The following is an 18,422-nucleotide window of genomic DNA, read 5'->3' as shown; positions in this document are numbered from 1 at the left end:
AAATAGTATTTATACACAGCATTTAACGAGCGTCAAATGATAGCTGAATTTACTATCAAAGTTAAAAAAGCCATACCGCTATCAAATAAAATAACACTGTGTTTATATCACAGCATGGATATGAACAAATTGATAGAGCAAAACGCGGATGCCACCATAATTTTGGGCGATTATACCCTAATAATACGCTGACACGAACCCAGTCTTTGCGCAGAATCTATTCAATTTATAATTTTATCACGATGATATCTGCATCAATAACAGCAAAAAAACTTGGCGTGACGTTACAATAGGCAACACCTTACAACAATACAAACTTATATTTTTATGCTGACGTAACTTATGAGTCTATGCTGCTGATATGTTGCTCAAAAAGAGCTTTGGCTCACAAGATATCTACACATAAATCAATATTTTATGTGACTTTTGTTTTTTTACCCATTAACATATCACCATTAATTAAAGATAAGCGAGTGTAATACTGCATGAAAAATCAATCGATATTATCTATAGCTTCTGTGATAGCAAAGACGGCGTCCAAAATTAGTCTTGCAGGACTGGTAACGTCTGTTGCCATGCTGTCTCAAGCATCCTTTGCGGCGAATAATTCTGCTACAACCATACCTCTAGATATGTCTGGCATCAATGTTACCAAACATGAAATTGCGGTCATGCAAGTGCTATCAGAGATATGTCCACCGATGCTCAATGGCAAACAAAAACAGCGCTTTTATAAATCTTATAACGTGCAGCTTCACGAGTTGATGCCGTCTTTAGAAGATCCAAAAGCAGCGATTCAATATCTATCCACTCAGCAAGATTATCGCCAGATATTACAAGGCATTCGTAGCTGGACAATGGGCTTCTCTAAACAAGACAACAAAGCTCTATGCGAAGATTTGGCGAACGCTGAATACCAGTAGTGGAATATCATAACTAAGCTCAACAATTACAACATTATAATTGGCTTACTTATCATACATCCTATCGTCTCCCCTACAATAGCTATGCCCTAGCATTGATCCCAAATTGATAAAGTCAGCTATAATTAATGACAATAAATCATGGCATTATCTGTTTTGGAACGTTGAATATGGGCTATTTAGCGACAGCTTGTAAGCTTGTTCATCAGGCTTATAAGTAACAAGAAAGCTTACGTTAATTCTGTTTATACCAACAGGATGACCGTAAGCTTTTTTATGACAGTCGAATTATTTCTATTCGAGGCACTGTGGCAGTATTAGTCTGAGCAAACGTTTACTTCTTACCACTCTTTCTTTTTAATCGGGTCTTTTTTTGCATTTATCGATTCCCCATCGGTTGGCATTTTGCTAAGATAAGGCGTTAATTTTATGTCTGTCGCTCAGCCATCACCACTCTTATTAATACATTGTTTTTAAACAGAATGTTTAAGACAGGCTACTTAAAATGATGCATAAGATTTAGTGCAAGGTACAAGCGGTAGATACATTTGGTTTCATGATGCGGTGTAACGATATATGACAGTAAAGCGTGTAAAAAATCAGCTGGTGCAGCTGGTAGTCGGTGTGAGTATCTCTATGAGTGCAGTGATGGCAAACGCAGCCATCCAGCCGCCTGAGATGGATAATACCGCCTATGTATTGATGGATTATAATACTGGTGAGATTTTGGCACAAAAGAACGCCAATGAGTCGCTACCGCCAGCGTCTTTGACAAAAATGATGACCAGCTACATCATTGAGCAGCGCTTAGCATCAGGCGACCTCAAAGAAGATGACCAAGTCATAATGAGTCCAAATGCTTGGTGTCGTGGTAGTAGCAGCCAGTCTTGCATGTATGTGCCGGTAAATAAATCTGCGAGTGTTATCGACATGCTACGCGGTATTATTATTCAATCAGGTAATGACGCCTCAAAAGCTATGGCTGAGCATATCGCTGGTAGCGAAGCCTCATTTGCTATCTTGATGAATGAGCAAGCAGAAAAGCTTGGTATGAAAAACACCCATTTCGTCAACTCTACTGGTATGCCTGACGAAGGGCATGAGGCATCAGCACTAGATTTAGCCAAATTGTCACGTGCTATTATCAAGAATAGCGGTGACTATTATGGTATTTATGCAGAAAAAGAGTTCACCTATAACGGTATTACTCAAGGTAACCGTAATGCTCTACTTGCAACCGACCCAACCGTCGATGGTTTAAAAACTGGCCACACTGATGCTGCAGGCTATTGCTTAGCGGCTTCAAGCAATCGTGATGGCATGCGCTTGATTTCTGTGATTATGGGAACAGAGAGCCAGCAAGCACGTGCCGATCAATCACGTGAGCTGCTCAACTGGGGCTTTGGCCACTTCACTACTGTCACCAAAGCACCTGCCGGACAATTCGTCAGCAAAGTTCCAGTCTGGTTCGGTGAAGCTGATGAAGTCGAGCTAGTCACTGCGGATAATTTGCAAATTCTAACCAGCAAAACGCAAAAAAACAAAATCACGACTGTGGTAGATATTCCTGAAAGCTTAGAAGCACCCATCAAAAAAGGTCAAGAAATTGGCAAAATGATGGCCGTTATTGATGGTAAAGCGGTGGCTTCAGTGCCTATTATAGCGACCAGTGATATCGAGCAATCAGGCTTTATGAGCCGCACTTGGCAGCGTGTCGTACGTTGGGCACAAAATCTGTTTTAGAGAATATTAGTAGAAGCTATTTCTCAAGAACATTACTGACAAAAAAGACGCCTCAAAACGGGGCGTCTTTTTTATGTCTTCATTCACCGCACAGATTTTATTATTGCTATTAAGTAGTGTCATCATAAAACTGTGATAAACACTGATTTGCTAGAATTAGCAGGTTTGCCCTCGTTCATCATATTTTTCAGATTAAAAGCAAGCACTCTTGTCGAAAATACGATGTTCGAAACTATTTACAGTAAATGAGTAAATGAAAGGCAATCGAGTACATTAAACGAGGTTAGTACAGTAAGCGTGACAAATCCTTTAGTCCTCTTACGTCCATACCAACCAGCGCTTAAGCAAGTCGCTTAATGCTTTATCTTTATAAGTGGCGCTATAACAGTAATCGACACCAGCTGCTTTTAAACCATGCTCAAAGCTATCTAACTGCTTCGCTCGATGTGGTGGATACCAATATACCAATAAAGCCCGATGTTCACTTTCAAATTGACGAATACGCTTGGCTAACGACTCAGCTTTACTTGGAAAAATATCTTCCGCAAACATCACCATATTCACCTGTCTTATACTCATCTCCTCTATAACCAGTGCTTCATGCTGACGATAAATGACCGTCGCGCCTAAACGCTCTAACTCTTTCGCTAAAAACCCAACTTCATGATAATAATAGTAAATAATAGTCAATCCAGCCAATAAATGCTGCTGCCGAGACTGCTGTTTATTGGTCATCGATATGGTCAGCATGAATTGGGTACCTGACCCTAACGTGCTATCTACCTCTATAGTAGCGCCCATCAGCTGAGCCATTTGCTTGACGACTGGCAAACCAACACCTGAGCCTTCATATTGACGAGTTTGTGATGAATCTACTTGGAAAAAAGGATTAAAAATATCATCGATATGAGTACTATCGATACCAATACCTGTGTCTTTCACGCTAATTTGCCAGCGATTGCTTTTATCAAAATGAGTCAATTGCGACGTAATAGTCACCTGCCCCGCTGGAGTAAACTTAATCGCATTACTCAGTAATATCGATAATATTTGTTTTATTTTTTCCGCATCCCCTTCCAGACCATAGTCTATATGATGAATACGGTTAATCAACTCTAGCCTTTTTTGCCGAGCAATAGGCTCATATTCTGCCAACAGATCGGCGATTAACTGCAGTGGATTGAACGCAATACAACTAATACTCATCTGACCTTTTTGTATTTGATTCAATTGGATAATATGATCAAGCGACGACACCAATTTATCACTGCCGTCACTGATAATTTCAACCGCATCTTTTTGTTCTCTATTGAGGGTATCGTAATCTAACAGCTGTAAACCGCCTACGATAGCATTTAGCGAAGTTTTCAGCTCATGGGTGATCATGCTTTGAAAGTTATGCAGCTGCACATCGAGAGATACATCTTTGTTGTGTAATTGCTGCTCAAAAATAGCAAGCGCCTCATAATCTTGTTGGACTTTCTGTAAACGATCAAACAATACAGACAAAGTTTGCTTGATTTGTACCAGTTCCTGAAATTCAAAAAGCTGTGGAATCACTGGTAACTGCTCAAGCTCTGGGTTTTTCACAACGATGTGACAGACTTCTTTCAAAGCTTCAATATCTCTGATTGGCCATTTGAGTTTGCGCAGAATGTACAATACCCAAAGTACCGTCAATATCGTGGTGATAAGCCATAGCAATATATTGCTTCGAAACCAATGTGAACGTAGGGTGTTCACATCTAAAGTGAGATTAATATATCCAACTAACGCGCTATTTTTATTGGCCTCACTAGACGCTGACGATTCTTGCTCACCATTTGATAAAGTCGTGGACGATTGCTGACTGCTGTTTAACGTATTTAGCGCGCTATCATCACCGATATCGTCACTGGTAACGGGATAATTGAAGCTGACAGTATCTGCAAATAAGGCATTCTTCCAATCATCTCTGGATTGATTAACTTCATCAATAGGTTTGGGTGTTGAATAAAATAAAATACTTCTAATGCTGGGTTCACTTTCTAACAAGAATCTCACTTGCTCAGCCACGATATCAGCACCATCGGCTGTCGATGCGCTGGTGGTCAACATGGTAGCCAATTGCTGGATATGCTGACGCTTCTCTTTATAGTGGTATAACAAACCATAAACGATAGACATCAAGAAGCCTGCCAACACAGCCAAAATAATGGCTTGTACGACAGAACGCCAAATAAGCGTAGAGATGGTTTGAGAGGGACGGTTGTTCATATTACTTAACTGAGTTAAGAAAACTTTTGATTATAGTACAGGTATTTTGTAGGAGTAGTGAGGGAAATATCACATGTTAATAAAACTTAACAACGTATTAATGTATCATGATGACCGATATAATCATCATGATATAGCACATTACAGAGAAGCATCAACAATAGAATAAAACAGTCTTTATTTACTACAACAATATAAAGACCTTCATCATTTTGCTAAATTAACGCTTTTTATCTTTATTGGTGAATTTCTGCTTATCTTTGGTAGTAAATTTTTGTGCCCGATTACGCTCGCGTTGGCGCAGCTGTTGCGTCTTCGCTTTGGTTGGCGTATCGCTCTTGTTGGCATATGGGTTGTCATTTTGTTTAAGAACAACGTTGAGCGGCGTGCCTTCGAGCTTAAATACTTGACGGAATTGGTTCTCCAGATAACGCTGATAGCTCTTAGGTAGCGCGCTGGTTTGGTTACCATGAATGACAATCACGGGCGGATTGTGACCACCGATGTGAGCAAAGCGCAGTTTAATACGGCGACCAGCAACCGTTGGTGGAGGATTGGCTGTCACCGCATCTTGCAGAATCTGAGTCAAACGATTGGTTGACACTTCAAACATCGAAGATTTATAAGCACGCAAGATAGACGGGTATAGATTACCCACACCCGTACCATGTAGTGCTGAGATTAGATGCACTTTTACATAAGGGATAAAGTTAAAGCGGCGATCCATCTCAATCTTGATATAATTTTTCTGATCAGCAGTCAGACCATCCCACTTATTAATCGCAACAACTAAAGCACGACCCGCATCAAGCGCATAGCCAATCATATGCAAGTCTTGATCAACGATACCTTCATGCGCATCAATAACAATAACGGTTACGTTAGAATCCTCGATTGCTTGCAGGGTTTTAATGACCGAGAACTTCTCTACTTTTTCATCAATTCTGCCGCGGCGGCGCACACCGGCGGTATCGATTAAGACGTAGTCTTTACCTTCGCGTGTATAAGGAATATAAATACTGTCACGCGTGGTACCGGGCATATCAAAAACCACTACTCGGTCTTCACCCAATAGACGATTGACTAGCGTAGATTTACCAACGTTTGGACGACCTATGATCGCTAACTTCAAACCTTTTGGCTCTACAACATTCTCTTGCTCAGGCATATCAGCTGTCAATATTTCAAGCAAATTACCGACACCGCGACCATGACTTGCCGCCATCGGATATGGCTCACCCAATCCTAATGCATAAAACTCGGCAGGTGCAGCGTCGTGAGCACCATCGACTTTATTGGCAACCACATAGACTGGTTTGCCAAGGGTGTGCAAAAACTTACCAATCTCAGCATCTGCGCCGATCATACCAGCACGAGCATCTACCACAAATACGATGATGTCTGCTTCATGAATCGCTGTATGCGATTGCTCAGACATATAGTCATCAATGTTGCCGCTACCATCATCCGCCTCACCAATACCACCAGTGTCTACAACGATAAAAGATTTGTCTTCATAGGTCGCATCACCGTACTGACGGTCACGAGTCAGTCCTGACAAATCAGCAACCAATGCCTGCCGACTTTTTGTGAACTGATTAAATAAGGTGGATTTACCGACGTTTGGACGACCAATTAAGGCGACCACAGGCTTGATACTCATGGGTTACTCTCAGTGAAAGGCACAATGGCGGGCAGTACAGTTATTCTTATAACCAGTGATATAACAGTAGTCATGAATAAGCTGCTCTTGACCGCAAATTAAAATGAATGATAAAACAATAGTAAAAATAATAGTCAGCTATTTTACAATTAGCGAGTGGTACATAAGATGACTAAATGATAAATAAATAATATATATGGATAGCACCTACGGCGCATCGGTCGCATAGAGTACGCGAAAGCCTGTATTTAAACAAGCAATTTACACAAGGCACTAAACGCTGACGAAGCAGCGTTTGTGTTCTCTAAAATTGCAATCAACCAGTTGGCTTAACGATAATATCAAACATACTATCTAAGTAAGCATTAACCGATAAAAAGCTTAGCGGGCTAATTGCCAAATAGCAACCTGTCCTGATGTGCTCTGCGTCATTAAGCGGCTGCCTTGTACTTGCAAGCTACTCAAAGCGCCCTTAGTTTGTACACGGCTAACGATTTTACCGCTAGCTGGATCGAATAAGTGTACCATGCCGTCAAAATCACCCACGGCAATATAATTGCCAATCATTACAGGATTGGTTAAATGACGATAAGCCAGCTCTTCACTTTCCCAAAGAACCTCACCATTACTGCGATTATAGGCAACCACTTTGCCCTCTAAGCTGGTACCAATCACTTGCTGATTATTTACAGCAAGTGACTTTAAGCTGGCAAGCTCGTTGACAAACATGACTTGACGCGAAGCCAAATCAATACCTAATAACTGACCACTATAACTGATGGCAAATAGCTGGTTTTTATCGACGATCGGCGTACCATCGACATCACTCATGCGCTCAACTTCACTACTACCAGTGCCAACGCCAACACGTCTTGACCACTGCGGTAAACCACTATCAGTCGTCACCGCATGTAAACGACCATCAGCAGTCGCCAATAATGCCGTTTTGCTATCTAATAACGTTGGCGCCGCACTACCGCGCACACTGATGGCTGGAACTTGTGTGGCAAACTGCCAGACAGACTGACCTGTCTGTAGTGACAAGCCATGTAAAAAGCCATCGTTCGCTGATAGAATGACACGGTTATTGGTAATTAAAGCGGGTGTCAATACTGATCCTGATAACTGCTTCTGCCAGCGTTTTGCGCCAGTCACACTATCAAATGCCATCACTTGACCACCGCGTGTGCTAATAATCGCTGTTTGGCTTAAAGCATCTAAAGCAACGCCGCCCGTGATTTGATCGCCAACGTTGATCGACCATAAACGTTCGCCTGCACTGTTAAAGCCGGTCAAGTCCCCACCGCGCGATGCAGTGACGATTTGTCCATTGACATAACCTACTTGCAAGTCTAATGGATCTTTTTTACTGGCTTTTTTATTGCCAATATCCGTGCTAAAAACCGGTTGCAACACACTGATAGGCTCAGCAATCTGTACCAGCTTGACTGGATCATTGACGACGGGTTTAATACCGCGATTACACCCAATCACCGCAGTGCTCATCACTGCCAATACTGCCACATGCATCACCGTCGATTTGATGGTTTTAGCTTTTGATATCTTGCTAGAGCGAATAGATTGAGTCATTATGAGTTCTCACTACAAATAAATTATTATTAATTAGTAAATTGGTTATCAGTAAATATCAGATCGGCGCTTAGTATTCACCAAGCACATTCAATGAGTGCTGGCTGTCCATGCGACGCGATTGTTTTACTGCACCACTTAGCTTGTAGAACGGTTATAGATACGCGCTATTGACTAGCAATTATCAGGCATTAGGTAGAACGCAAACGCTATTATTGGTTAACAGCGCTTGTCACTGTACAATTATTGCGCAACCTCGGCAGCAGCATTTTCTTCCACTAAGGGCTGTGCAGCACTACTTGACTCTTGAATCAGACTGACTGGTTCGTCGATAGGCTCAGGTACGATGCCCAGACTCTCCATCTTTAATGCCAATACTGCACGCGTCTCTTGACGGTTGCGTAACAACTCCCAAGCATTATTATAAGACTTGATCGCTGAGTCTTTATTATCTTGTGCCAAATAAATATCCCCTAACAACTCTTGTTGGCTGGCTTCAAATGAGCTTGGCATATCATTGTTGGCTTCTGCTAATGCAGCATCCGCATCGCCTGCCGCTAGTAACGTTGTCGCATAGCGCAAACGAGTAATTGCCTGTAAGCCTGCATCACCTAAATCAATGGCCAATGCTTTTTTGAGGGTTTCACTTGCCTCGGCAAATTCATTATTATCTACTTGCTGACGCGCTTTAATCATCAGTGCCTGCCAAGCGTAAACCGACTCACCATGCTTGCTAACTAGCGCATCAATATCTTTATTTAGCTGGGTGCGACTTTGGGCAAGTGCTGCTTGTGCTTCTGCTTCCAAATCAGGGTTTTGTGAGGCCAAACTGACTTCTTCATTCAACCGCTGAATGTCTGCATAATGATCTGCTGCAACGGTGTCTACGCGCGCATGGTTGTCCTGCCAATATGTCCAACCAAAATAAGCGGCCAGTGCCAACAAAATCGCAGTGACAATATAGCTGCCATACTGCTTTAACGCTTGCATTGAGTTGTCTGCATTCGGCGAATTGGGTGTCAGAGCCATATGTGTTTACCTGATAAAAGTGTTATTAAATTGCTAATGCTAAAACCGCAATTGATTACTGACGGATAAAATTTTCTTTACTCGACAGCCAATCTGTCGCAACCGTCTGTTGTTCGCCCGTCTGCATGTCTTTAACGCTGAGGGTATTATCATCCAGCTCTTGCTGCGCAATAATAACGGTCAATGCAGCACCTGACTTATCGGCTTTCTTCATTTGCGCTTTTAGGCTCGTCGCACTCGCCATTTTCACTCGAATGTCTGGGCGACTATAGCGTAGGCGTTGAGCATAGCCAATACCAGCACTATAAACTTCTGGATGCGCAACCACGAAAACATCGCAAGCGGGAACATCAGCAATCGGCGCAACCGCTTCCATTAATAGTAATAAACGCTCAAGCCCCATGGCAAATCCAACAGCAGGCCCAGATTTTACTGGCTTATTGCCATCAGTACCGATGGATTTTAGTTGCCCGATCAAACCATCATAACGGCCGCCTGCACAAACAGTCGCTTGGCTACCAAGCTTGTCAGTCACCCACTCAAAAACCGTTTTGTTATAATAATCAAGACCGCGTACTAGGTGCGGATTGATCTCAAAATTGATACCAAGCTCAGTCAGATACGTTTGCACTTGTTCAAAGTGTGCCACGCTCTCTTCACCTAAAAAGTCAGCCAGCTTCGGCGCATCTACCAACACGGCTTGTGTACTGGCTTCTTTGCTGTCTAAAATACGTAGCGGATTGGTGGTCAAGCGGCGCTTGCTGTCTTCATCCAGCTGATCTTTTTTATCGGTTAAATAAGCAACCAATGCTTCGCGATAAGCATGACGCTCATCAATTTCGCCCAGACTGTTTAGCTCTAAACGCATCTCATCTTTTAGACCCAGCTCTTGCCACATCAGATGAGTCATGGCGATCAGCTCAGCGTCAGCGTCTGGTAAGGCACTACCAAAGCTTTCAACACCTATTTGATGAAACTGACGATAACGACCTTTTTGTGGACGCTCATAGCGAAACATTGGACCGATATACCATAATTTAGGCGTATCACCGCGCAGCAAGTTGTGCTCAATCACAGCACGTACTGCACCTGCTGTACCTTCGGGGCGTAGAGCCAACGGCGTTGGTGGCTCAGATTTATCGGTAAAGCTATACATCTCTTTTTCGACAATATCAGTCGCACCGCCAATGGCACGCGCAAACAAATCGGTTTGCTCAACGATTGGCAAGCGAATATGCTCAAAGCCGTATCTGCCCAGTACTTCAGCCAATATCGCTTCTAAATGCAGCCATTTTGCGGACTGATCAGGCAAAATATCATTGAACCCTTTGATAGCTTTAATCATGGTACGCTCGTATCCTTAAAAATTTTAACAAGTGTTTCTTTTATTTTTTGCTCATAATAGTGTTTTATTTTACGCGGATAATCTCATTCTCGCGTTTTTTAGCCAAATCTTCGGCATGTGCACGTACCATACCTTCTATTTCATCGACCAAATTGTCGGTATCGATAAGATGGCTTTTTTCACCCATACGATATACCAAGGATCTTGGTGCGGCACCAACAATGCCAATATCGGCCTCTTTCGCTTCACCAGGACCATTTACCTTACAGCCGATCACAGACAGATTCATCGGTTCACGAATGTCTTCTAAGCGCGACTCTAAAGCGGTCATGACTCTAATCACATCAAACTCTTGGCGCGAGCAGCTTGGGCACGCAATAAAGTTGACACCATTAGAACGTATATTGAGCGATTTTAAAATATCAAAGCCGATTTTAATTTCTTCTTCAGGCTCTGCCGCCAGTGAGATACGGATGGTATCACCGATGCCATCTAATAATAAACCGCCAAGTGCAATCGCAGATTTAACCGCGCCCGTACGATAAACGCCTGCCTCGGTGACGCCTAAATGCAGCGGATTATCAATTTGGGCAGAAATCAGACGATACGCATCCAAGGTCAAAAACACATTACTGGCTTTAACCGACACTTTATATTGATCAAAATTTAGACGATCTAATATATCAATATGGCGCATGGCTGATTCAAGCATCGCCTCGCCAGTTGGCTCGGTATATTTGCGCTGAATGTCTTTTTCGAGCGAGCCTGCATTGACACCGATACGAATAGGGATGTTGTAATATTTGGCACAGGCGACCACTTCACGTACTTTGGCATCGCTACCAATGTTACCTGGATTAATACGCAGACAGTCAGCCCCTGCTTCGGCAACTGCTAACGCAATTTTGTGGTCGAAATGCACATCTGCAATCAAAGGCACACTGACCAGCTTACGAATTTCGCCAAAAGCTTTGACCGTATCCATCGTTGGCGTCGACACCCGCATCAAATCCGCACCAGCTTCAACGCAACGTTCGATTTGAGCGACAGTGGCTGCCACATCACAAGTATCTGTATTGGTCATACTCTGCACACTAATCAGCGCATCACCACCAATCGCGACATCACCGACATATATTTTTTTGGTAAGGCGACGGTTAATAGGCGCTGACGTTGACATAGACAAACCCTTCAGTTAGAGCGAAAAAACGCAGAAAAAACACACTTATAATAGCTTGCAGATAGCAACTTTTAAAAATAAATCTTGTACAGCAGTCGATAAGACTAGCATTCAAAATTAGCCGCTTTAAAAATTAAGGCGCTAACTCAAAATTGGCTTGCTTATCTGTTGCATAAGTATTTAGCGCAACTGCTTCTTGGTTAAGCATTATGCTGACATTATCAACATTATCAATTTGTACATTAAACGGCGGCGTACCTGACAGTTTATAATCCCCAGATGTCTGCGAGCCACTCATTAAACTACTACCAGAGGCATCAGTAATACTCACGACGGCGGTATCCGTCAGTTTGACATCTAAAGACGCTGGACTTGCATCGCCGCCCAAGTTTAGAGCAGAGCCAGAGGCACCAACGCCCATCTCATCAGTATTGATTGCCGCACCTTGCGCTTGCTCTATCGCTGAGACGTCTTCGACCGTCGATACTGGCTGCTCGGTATTCTCTTTACTGGCATTACTCACCATGCGAAATAAGAAAATCGCTAAAATAATGACACCAATGACGGCGATGATCAGTAGTGGGTTAAAACGAATACGATTGTGCGTATCACGTTGCAACGTGCCCATTGGACGCAGTGGCGTATCCGTGTTATTCACTGACTTTGCTTTCAGCTCCGTAGGATAAGCGGCATCAAAGCTGGTTGCTATTTTTACAGGATCTAAACCCAAAAACTTAGCATAATTGATGGCAAACCCACGGGCAAAAGCAGCTTGCGGCATCTCCGAAAAATTTTCATTTTCAAGCGCTTTCAAATGACGCTTTAAAATAAATAACTCGGCAGCTACCTCGTCTAAGCTGATTTGCTTATTTTTACGGGCTTGCTGCAACACGGCACCAAATGATCCCTGAGCGTTAGATTGAGTATTTAATGATGGGGTGGTCATTTCCATGGTGCCTCTGGATTGTTAAGCCAAGTCTTAAGTTGTTTTGCTTCATCACTTAAAGGATAAGCGGATAAAAGCTGCTGTGCCAATTGCTGGCGCGTCGTTATGTTGTTTTGTGCAGCGGCCAATTTGATACCTTGTAATAGCAAGCGCGGGCTAATGCCCTGCCCTTGCACCAGTATCAAGGTTTCATCATAAAGCCTTTGAGCCTGTGGAACACGTTGCTGCTCAAGCAATAAATCGACCAACTCGATATGGGCAATAATACTATTGCGATTGCCATCAAGTGCCCGTAAAAATGCTTTAGCAGCCGCACTGCGATCACCTAGCTGTAAGTAAGTGCGTCCTAGATTCTCTAGCGCACCAATACGACCTTCGTAACCTAATGCTGAACCTGCAATCTCAAACTGCTCTGCCGCTTCACGATAGCGCTTCATTTGTGACAAATAAACGCCATAGTTATTGTGGGCTTGCTCAAAATCTTTATCAAGCGCGATCGCTTTTTTAAAATATTGATCGGCTTTTTCGAGATTGAGTCGACTGCCCTCTTGCTGCAGCAAAACGCCCATCATATCATAGGCTGGCGCGTAACGGCTATCGGCAGCAAAGGCTTTTTCGAGTTGGCGCTGAGCGGTATCAAGCTCATTTTTGCGGATATATTGCGCGGCAAGTGAAGTGCGCACGCGAGCAATTTCTTGTTGATCTAAGTTACGATTGTCATTGGGTCGCGTAGACGTTTGATAAGCCGCGATATTTGTCAAATCATTGGTCGGCGTGCTTTGACAACCAGTGAGCATCAACCCTATCAATGCCGTCACTAATACCGTACGCTTCGACATCGCTATTGGGTCAATAGCCACTTGTCCATTCGCTGTACTCAATCGCTTATAAGTCTGAGAAAATATTTTTTGATAATTGAACTGACAAGAATTTCTAGAAGTCATCATAGCCGCCATCATAAAACTGTGATTCAATGCGTTCGATCCTCGAGGCATCAGTTTAATAGATTTAGCCTGCATAAGTACAATTTAGTTGTCATTAATTGCTGTGCACATCCAAACTAATCGTTATTGCTACATTTTTATTACCATTGCGACAGATAAAAGACAAATACGATGCTACATCGAAAATGTCTATTCACCATTTATATGACCATCATACTAAACACTTTCACGATCCTTGATGCTTTGCTGCCACGCGGCTGAACGACGGGTTCTGTCAGCCACTTGCCCAACCAATTGACCACATGCCGCATCAATATCATCACCGCGTGTTTGACGTATGGTACAAACAAAACCTGCTTCACTTAATATGTTGCTGAAGGCATGAATACGATTATTACTCGACTTATCATAATTTGCATGAGGGAACGGGTTAAATGGTATCAAGTTAATCTTACTTGGTAAATCGCCCAATAATGCGACCAATTGCTCAGCATGCTCATTACTATCATTGACACCATCTAGCATCACATATTCAATAGTCACGTGTTTTTTGTGGCGCGGATTGACTTCAAAAACGTAATTTCTCGCTGCCGCCATGAGCTGCTCTAATGGATATTTTTTATTGATCGGCACTAATTCATTACGCAGCTCGTCATTTGGTGCATGCAATGAAATCGCTAAAGCCACGTCAAGCTCCTGTGCCAACTCGTACATTTTTGGCACCACACCTGAAGTCGACAAAGTAACGCGGCGTTTTGATAAACCATAAGCATGGTCACTGAGCATCAATTCCATTGAGCTGACAACGGGACGATAGTTTAATAACGGCTCGCCCATACCCATCATGACGACGTTGGTTACGTTGTTTTCCCATAAACTATGGTCAACATTTTCTAAACTATCATTTTCATCGGTCATATAAGAGGCATTTGCCACCCATAATTGTCCAAGAATCTCAGCCGCCGTCAAATCGCGCTCAAAGCCCTGCTTACCCGTACTACAAAAGCTACAGTCGAGCGCACAGCCCACTTGCGAAGAGACACACAAGGTTTTACGACCGTTTAATTTACTATCATCTGCGGGAATCAATACGGTCTCGACCAACGAGCCACCCGTGACTTCAAATACCCATTTACGCGTACCATCATCGCTGTATTGACGATGAATCACTTTTGGCGGAATGACGCAGGCATTGGCTGATAATTTATCACGCAAAGATTTACTCAGATTGGTCATTTGCTCAAAATCAGTGACACCCTGCTGATATATCCACTTGATGACTTGCGTCGAGCGAAACGGCTTTTCGCCAATACTCTTAAAGTATTCCGCTAGCTGCGCTTGTGTCATACCTAGTAGATTGGTTTTCGCCTGCGCCTCGTCTACTAATTTTATACTCTTAGTAGTCTTAGCAGAGACGTGTTGGACGTCAGTTTGAATAGGAGTTTGAGCAGTTGACATAATAAATAACCTTTTTGCATCTACTGGTATGAGCGATGCAATTGTTGAGATGGGTGTTGCTAGACATACTCAATATATGAGTGCATAAGCAATCCGTTATGAGCGCATTTTTTACCAAAAACCGAAAGTAATATGCTGATAAAGGATTGATAACGCTATATAAAACCAATAATGAGGGAGAAAAGTTAAAATTTCAACACTAAAATTTCAATGTATAGTCAGACTATTATAATAGCTAAAACGGCTTATACCAAAAGATATAAGCCGTCTTGCCACACTAATAATTTATAGTCAATTTTATAAGCTATTAGTGCATAGTGAATCAAATATAGAGCTGTTACAAGGAAGACAAGCGCCAATTGTACATTGAGTACATTAAGCGAGTCTGACAACGTAACAGACTATATTTGGTTTACTATATTAACGCGTACGTGCACACACTTCTTCTTCATTGAAGAAGTAGCTGATTTCACGTGCTGCTGATTCAGCTGAATCTGAACCATGAACCGCGTTTTCATCGATGCTGCTAGCAAAGTCAGCACGAATAGTGCCTTCAGCGGCGTCTTTTGGGTTAGTAGCGCCCATGATATCACGATGCTTAGCGATCGCATTTTCGCCTTCTAATACAGATACCAATACTGGACCTGAAGTCATAAATGATACTAGATCGTTGTAGAATGGACGCTCAGCGTGCTCAGCGTAAAAACCGCCCGCTTTTTTATCATCAAGTTGCATCATTTTAGCGGCAACAATTTTTAGACCTGATTTTTCAAAGCGATCGTAGATAGCGCCGATGTTGTTGCCAGCTACTGCGTCAGGTTTGATGATAGATAAAGTACGTTCGTTAGCCATGAAAAGCTCCTAATAAATAATGAATTCGATAAAAATGAGATGGTAAATACTTTGTTTTATCTTTGGCCGCAATGTTGACTTAGGCATATTTAAATAACTCATGGTCTATCAATGCGATAATATGAGCGCCAACACAGGATTGCTGCCTATTATAATGATTAGCGCTATAAATGATAGGGTTAATTTATGACCGCACCTTGCATAAAAGTAAATTTATGACCGCAGCGTATCTTAAGACAAAGTGAGCATTCATCAATAGCAGATTCTTACCCTACGTATCTCATCACTAACTATCTTTGTCATTAATGAGCATAAAACTAACTTGGCGAAAACTCTATGTAAGTGTTACCAACAAAAATCCCTCAGCATATAATGCTAAGGGATTTTATTAATACGCAGCTATGAAGGTCACTGCTTTCAAGCAATACTAAAAAACAACTACTCGCCTAAGCGGCTGTCGCGGCAACTGCCAGCGCTACATTCACGCACACGATCATTTAAGAAGTTCACTCGCTCAGTTGTCACCCGAGTCGCACAGCCCATATTGACAAAAAATCCTTCATCATTATTATAACTACATTGGTCATTACGCTCGCGTATCCACGCCAGTTGTCCGCGCTTTAATTTGGATTTTTGCTGGCTATTTAACTGCTTAGCCAATTTTGCATAAGAATTATTCAGCTCTTTATCCGCTTCTAAATATACTTTCGTTAAGCAATATAAATCATCAAAATCATTGTTGGGTTTATCACAGTTTTGCGCGCCCCATGACAGCATAGGAAACATAAAAGCCGCAGACGTTAGCAGCGCTAAAGCTGTTTTGCCTATAGAGTGCTTGATAATAGTCGCTTTCATCACGTTTTCCTTTTTATATATTGATAAAATTACATTCATTTATGACATAATATACCAATTAAACCAGAATAATGTTAGCAATTCTCTCTTTTATACTATTTTTTCTTATCTCAATTTATTCAATTGCCAGATATCTTGATTTTTTATCGTTAGAAATTAATAGTGATTAACACTTTTTATCACTTGCCATTAATAATAGTTAGCATAATAAAAAATGATGAGAATTTACCTATAAGACATTACTCATAAAAAAATCCCAATGCTCAGCACTGGGATTTTTTATTAATACTAAAAGCGATTTAAGCAACTTTCTAGTAAAGACTAAGCATCATACGGGTCGCGTAATACGATAGTCTCTTCGCGGTCAGGACCGGTTGAGATAATATCAACTGGGCAACCAATCAATGCTTCGATACGTTTGATATATTTTTTCGCATTTTCTGGAAGTTCATCATAGTTAGTGATACCAACGGTTGACTCACTCCACCCTTGCATCGTCTCATACTTAGGCGTGACTGACTCATAGAATTCAGCATCATGTGCACCTGCACATTCAGTTTCAGGCAAGTTATAACCCACACCAATTAGTAACTCTTCAAGACCGTCTAATACGTCAAGCTTAGTTAAGCAGATACCTGACATAGAGTTCAGTACCACGGCACGGCGTAATGCTTCAGCATCGAACCAACCACAGCGACGCGCACGACCAGTGGTCGCACCAAACTCATGACCGACTTTAGCCAAATGCGCACCAACATCATCAAATAGCTCAGTTGGGAATGGACCACTACCGACACGGGTAGTATAAGCTTTAGTGATACCAAGTACGTAATCTAAGTACAATGGACCGATACCTGTACCAGTCGATACGCCGCCAGCGGTTACGCTTGAGCTAGTAACAAACGGATAAGTACCATGGTCGATATCAAGCAATGTACCTTGCGCACCTTCAAACATCAGATTCTTGCCAGCCAGACGCAATTGATTAAGGTCTTCGGTTACATCAGTAACCATACCTTTAATCTCCTCTTTCCACTCTTGGCAAAGCTTAAGTGTCTCATCAAAATCAATCGCTTCAACTTTATAATATTGAGTCAATTGGAAGTTATGATATTCGATTAAGTTGCGGAGTTTTTCTTCTAAATCATCACGGAACAAGTCAGCAAGCTTGATAGCACGGCGCGCTACTTTATCTTCATAAGCAGGACCGATGCCGCGACCCGTCGTACCGATTTTACCAGTACCGCGTTTTGCTTCGCGTGCTTGGTCAAGTGCCACATGATACGGCATGATAAGTGGGCAGTTTGGAGAGATACGCAGACGCTCACGTACTGGTACGTTGTTGTCTTCTAGCTCTTTCATCTCTTTTAATAATGCGTCAGGTGCTAACACCACGCCGTTACCGATAAAGCAGGTAACGCCTTCACGTAAAATACCTGATGGGATTAAATGTAGGATGGTGGTTTTGCCATCGACAACTAACGTGTGACCAGCGTTATGTCCGCCTTGAAAACGTGCAACTGCTGAAGCTTTTTCGGTTAGTAAATCGACGATTTTACCTTTACCTTCATCGCCCCATTGGCTACCCAAAACTACGACATTCTTACCCATGATCAATCCTTACCTTTATGTATTGAG

At 42.3% G+C, this 18,422-nt stretch carries 14 protein-coding genes; 2 read left to right on the top strand and 12 right to left on the bottom strand.

Annotated features, from left to right (window positions below):
- Positions 1–485 precede the first annotated feature (485 nt).
- Together JMW64_RS04295 and JMW64_RS04290 are read left to right on the top strand one after the other, a co-directional pair.
- Positions 486–923: an MCR_0457 family protein gene (locus tag JMW64_RS04295; protein WP_045444876.1), complete on the top strand. Its 438-nt coding sequence runs from the start codon at positions 486–488 to the stop codon at positions 921–923.
- Positions 924–1,499: 576 nt separating this feature from the next.
- Positions 1,500–2,666 carry a D-alanyl-D-alanine carboxypeptidase family protein gene (locus tag JMW64_RS04290; protein ID WP_045444873.1) on the top strand — a complete coding sequence of 389 codons (1,167 nt, stop codon included), beginning with the start codon at positions 1,500–1,502 and terminating at the stop codon, positions 2,664–2,666.
- A 318-nt stretch (positions 2,667–2,984) separates the two neighbouring features.
- On the opposite strand, the gene JMW64_RS04285 is transcribed toward JMW64_RS04290, so the two are convergent.
- The 12 genes from JMW64_RS04285 to JMW64_RS04230 all read right to left on the bottom strand — a co-directional run bounded on the left by JMW64_RS04285 (position 2,985) and on the right by JMW64_RS04230 (position 18,395).
- Positions 2,985–4,922 carry a sensor histidine kinase gene (locus JMW64_RS04285; RefSeq protein ID WP_201553551.1) on the bottom strand — a complete coding sequence of 646 codons (1,938 nt, stop codon included), beginning with the start codon at positions 4,920–4,922 and terminating at the stop codon, positions 2,985–2,987.
- Between the two features lie 220 nt (positions 4,923–5,142).
- The gene (gene der, locus JMW64_RS04280) at positions 5,143–6,585 is read right to left on the bottom strand and encodes a ribosome biogenesis GTPase Der (RefSeq protein WP_055124475.1); all 1,443 of its coding nucleotides are present in this window, start codon (positions 6,583–6,585) and stop codon (positions 5,143–5,145) included.
- A 381-nt stretch (positions 6,586–6,966) separates the two neighbouring features.
- Positions 6,967–8,175, bottom strand: coding sequence for an outer membrane protein assembly factor BamB (bamB, locus tag JMW64_RS04275; protein ID WP_045451756.1), 1,209 nt, complete (start codon positions 8,173–8,175; stop codon positions 6,967–6,969).
- A 243-nt stretch (positions 8,176–8,418) separates the two neighbouring features.
- Positions 8,419–9,204 carry a YfgM family protein gene (locus JMW64_RS04270; protein ID WP_201553550.1) on the bottom strand — a complete coding sequence of 262 codons (786 nt, stop codon included), beginning with the start codon at positions 9,202–9,204 and terminating at the stop codon, positions 8,419–8,421.
- Between the two features lie 55 nt (positions 9,205–9,259).
- Positions 9,260–10,549 (bottom strand): histidine--tRNA ligase, encoded by a 1,290-nt coding sequence (gene hisS, locus JMW64_RS04265; protein ID WP_201553549.1) that lies wholly within the window; start codon positions 10,547–10,549, stop codon positions 9,260–9,262.
- Between the two features lie 64 nt (positions 10,550–10,613).
- On the bottom strand, positions 10,614–11,729 hold the full coding sequence (gene ispG / locus JMW64_RS04260; RefSeq protein ID WP_201553548.1) for a flavodoxin-dependent (E)-4-hydroxy-3-methylbut-2-enyl-diphosphate synthase: 1,116 nt from the start codon (positions 11,727–11,729) through the stop codon (positions 10,614–10,616).
- Between the two features lie 133 nt (positions 11,730–11,862).
- The gene (locus tag JMW64_RS04255; protein WP_201553547.1) at positions 11,863–12,675 is read right to left on the bottom strand and encodes a helix-turn-helix domain-containing protein; all 813 of its coding nucleotides are present in this window, start codon (positions 12,673–12,675) and stop codon (positions 11,863–11,865) included.
- Complete coding sequence (gene pilW / locus JMW64_RS04250) at positions 12,672–13,622, bottom strand: type IV pilus biogenesis/stability protein PilW (protein WP_227694057.1); 951 nt, start codon at positions 13,620–13,622, stop codon at positions 12,672–12,674. Before pilW ends, JMW64_RS04255 begins: the two co-directional genes overlap by 4 nt.
- A gap of 213 nt (positions 13,623–13,835) precedes the next feature.
- Positions 13,836–15,077, bottom strand: coding sequence for a 23S rRNA (adenine(2503)-C(2))-methyltransferase RlmN (rlmN, locus tag JMW64_RS04245; RefSeq protein WP_201553546.1), 1,242 nt, complete (start codon positions 15,075–15,077; stop codon positions 13,836–13,838).
- 420 nt (positions 15,078–15,497) lie between these two features.
- Positions 15,498–15,929: a nucleoside-diphosphate kinase gene (gene ndk / locus JMW64_RS04240; RefSeq protein ID WP_055124481.1), complete on the bottom strand. Its 432-nt coding sequence runs from the start codon at positions 15,927–15,929 to the stop codon at positions 15,498–15,500.
- A 438-nt stretch (positions 15,930–16,367) separates the two neighbouring features.
- Positions 16,368–16,784: a lysozyme inhibitor LprI family protein gene (locus tag JMW64_RS04235; protein WP_060490620.1), complete on the bottom strand. Its 417-nt coding sequence runs from the start codon at positions 16,782–16,784 to the stop codon at positions 16,368–16,370.
- Positions 16,785–17,105: 321 nt separating this feature from the next.
- Positions 17,106–18,395, bottom strand: coding sequence for an adenylosuccinate synthase (locus JMW64_RS04230; RefSeq protein WP_045444847.1), 1,290 nt, complete (start codon positions 18,393–18,395; stop codon positions 17,106–17,108).
- Positions 18,396–18,422: the final 27 nt, after the last annotated feature.

Origin of the sequence: Psychrobacter immobilis, assembly GCF_904846065.1 — a bacterium.
GTDB classification, from domain to species: Bacteria; Pseudomonadota; Gammaproteobacteria; order Pseudomonadales; family Moraxellaceae; genus Psychrobacter; species Psychrobacter immobilis_H.
Note: the sequence above shows the minus strand (reverse complement) of the source record. Positions and strands in the feature narration are given on the sequence as shown.

Excerpts from the sequence above, each read along its gene's own strand:
- JMW64_RS04295 (WP_045444876.1), top strand. The coding sequence starts at position 486 with ATGAAAAATCAATCGATATTATCTATAGCTTCTGTGATAGCAAAGACG.
- JMW64_RS04290 (WP_045444873.1), top strand. The coding sequence starts at position 1,500 with ATGACAGTAAAGCGTGTAAAAAATCAGCTGGTGCAGCTGGTAGTCGGT.
- JMW64_RS04285 (WP_201553551.1), bottom strand. The coding sequence starts at position 4,922 with ATGAACAACCGTCCCTCTCAAACCATCTCTACGCTTATTTGGCGTTCT.
- der (WP_055124475.1), bottom strand. The coding sequence starts at position 6,585 with ATGAGTATCAAGCCTGTGGTCGCCTTAATTGGTCGTCCAAACGTCGGT.
- bamB (WP_045451756.1), bottom strand. The coding sequence starts at position 8,175 with ATGACTCAATCTATTCGCTCTAGCAAGATATCAAAAGCTAAAACCATC.
- JMW64_RS04270 (WP_201553550.1), bottom strand. The coding sequence starts at position 9,204 with ATGGCTCTGACACCCAATTCGCCGAATGCAGACAACTCAATGCAAGCG.
- hisS (WP_201553549.1), bottom strand. The coding sequence starts at position 10,549 with ATGATTAAAGCTATCAAAGGGTTCAATGATATTTTGCCTGATCAGTCC.
- ispG (WP_201553548.1), bottom strand. The coding sequence starts at position 11,729 with ATGTCAACGTCAGCGCCTATTAACCGTCGCCTTACCAAAAAAATATAT.
- JMW64_RS04255 (WP_201553547.1), bottom strand. The coding sequence starts at position 12,675 with ATGACCACCCCATCATTAAATACTCAATCTAACGCTCAGGGATCATTT.
- pilW (WP_227694057.1), bottom strand. The coding sequence starts at position 13,622 with ATGATGACTTCTAGAAATTCTTGTCAGTTCAATTATCAAAAAATATTT.
- rlmN (WP_201553546.1), bottom strand. The coding sequence starts at position 15,077 with ATGTCAACTGCTCAAACTCCTATTCAAACTGACGTCCAACACGTCTCT.
- ndk (WP_055124481.1), bottom strand. The coding sequence starts at position 15,929 with ATGGCTAACGAACGTACTTTATCTATCATCAAACCTGACGCAGTAGCT.
- JMW64_RS04235 (WP_060490620.1), bottom strand. The coding sequence starts at position 16,784 with ATGAAAGCGACTATTATCAAGCACTCTATAGGCAAAACAGCTTTAGCG.
- JMW64_RS04230 (WP_045444847.1), bottom strand. The coding sequence starts at position 18,395 with ATGGGTAAGAATGTCGTAGTTTTGGGTAGCCAATGGGGCGATGAAGGT.